At 48.8% G+C, this 1646-nt stretch carries 2 protein-coding genes; one reads left to right on the top strand and one right to left on the bottom strand.

Annotation, left to right across the window (positions count from 1 at the left end; translation table 11 throughout):
* On the top strand, positions 1-505 hold a 505-nt coding region (gene ureG, locus KIV40_RS29280), incomplete at its 5' end, for an urease accessory protein UreG (RefSeq protein WP_285352745.1).
* Positions 506-591: 86 nt separating this feature from the next.
* Here ureG and xseA read toward each other — a convergent pair.
* Positions 592-1646: exodeoxyribonuclease VII large subunit (xseA, locus tag KIV40_RS29275; protein WP_285352742.1), on the bottom strand; the 1055-nt coding region annotated here is incomplete at its 5' end.

Raw genomic sequence — 1646 nt, 5'->3', positions numbered from 1 at the left:
TACACAGGAAGATGCAAAGATCCTAACTCGCGCCGAAGCACTAGAGCCGGATCGCATCATCGGTGTTGAGACGGGCGGCTGCCCACACACTGCGATTCGTGAAGATGCGTCGATGAACCTCGCAGCCGTTGAAGAGCTGGCTAAGCTGCACAAAAACCTAGATGTGGTGTTTGTCGAAAGTGGCGGTGATAACCTGAGTGCAACATTTAGCCCAGAACTTGCTGACCTAACTATCTATGTTATCGATGTCGCGGAAGGGGAGAAGATCCCACGCAAAGGCGGCCCGGGTATTACACGTTCTGATCTGCTGGTGATTAACAAGATTGATTTAGCGCCGTATGTGGGTGCGTCGCTAGAGGTGATGGAGCAAGACACGCAACGTATGCGTCCAACCAAGCCGTTTGTGTTTACCAACCTTAAAGAGAGCAAAGGCCTAGATACCATCATCGACTTTATCGTGACTGAAGGTATGCTTACTCTTAAAGAGCCAGAGAAGGCAAGCTAGTCATTCGCAGCTTCTGATAATTCCCCCCATAAGCAAAAGCCCTATCAAATCTGATAGGGCTTTCTAGTTTAACGCTGCTTAGGCGCTTATGCTTTTGCAATCTTTTGGGTGACTTGAGATTCAATCACGCCATCTTCAACTTGCGTTTTGATTACTTCACCAACATTCACATCTTCAATTGAAGAGACCGTCTGTTTAGAGGCTGAATGAGTGATGCTGTAGCCACGCTTAAGCGTCGCGAGTGGGCTTACTGTTTCTAGCTTCTCTGCGGCCATTGCGAGCTGGTGGCGAGTGGTTAGCAATGTCTTATCCATCGCATCCAATAGCTTTTGCTCTGAACGTTGCAGATGAAGTTTTTGTTCGCCCAAACGCTTAACAGGCGAGTTCAATTGAAGTTGATGCTGTTTACGCTCGACACGCTGTGCATGCTGCTTTAGGTATTGAGCCATACCACGACGCAGACGCATGTCTAGATCATCCAGTTGCTGACTCTGTTTTTGTAACTGGTAGCTTGGATGCTGTTTCTCTAAGCGGAACTTAAGCGCATGTGTCGATTGTGCTTGTTTCATCAATAGGTGACGAATCGCGCTGACTAAGCGTGCACGCTTCGCAGAAAAAGCTTGTTCTTTATGACTGTTATCACGGCTCACTAATTCAGCCGCCGCTGATGGAGTAGGGGCGCGCATATCAGCAACAAAGTCAGCAATTGTAACATCCACCTCGTGGCCGACGGCGCTGATGATTGGAATCTGGCTTGCTGCAATGGTGCGCGCAACGATCTCGTTGTTAAAGCACCATAGGTCTTCCAGTGAACCGCCGCCACGGCCTACAATTAACACGTCACACTCATTGCGTTCATTAGCACGGCCAATCGCCTGAGCAATCTGAATTGCCGCCTCTTCGCCTTGAACCATGGTTGGGTACACTACAACCGGTAACGAAGGATCGCGCCTTTTCAGAACATCAAGAATATCAAACAACGCAGCGCCAGTTTTAGAGGTGATAACACCAACGCGCTTCGGGTGCTCAGGAAGAGCTTGTTTACTCGATTGAGCGAACAGTCCTTCTGCGGCGAGGTTCATCTTTAGCTTTTCAAACTCTTGCTGAAGTTTACCGTCACCTTCTGGCTGCATACTTTCGA

It is taken from the genome of Vibrio sp. D173a (assembly GCF_030248475.1).
Note: the sequence above shows the minus strand (reverse complement) of the source record. Positions and strands in the feature narration are given on the sequence as shown.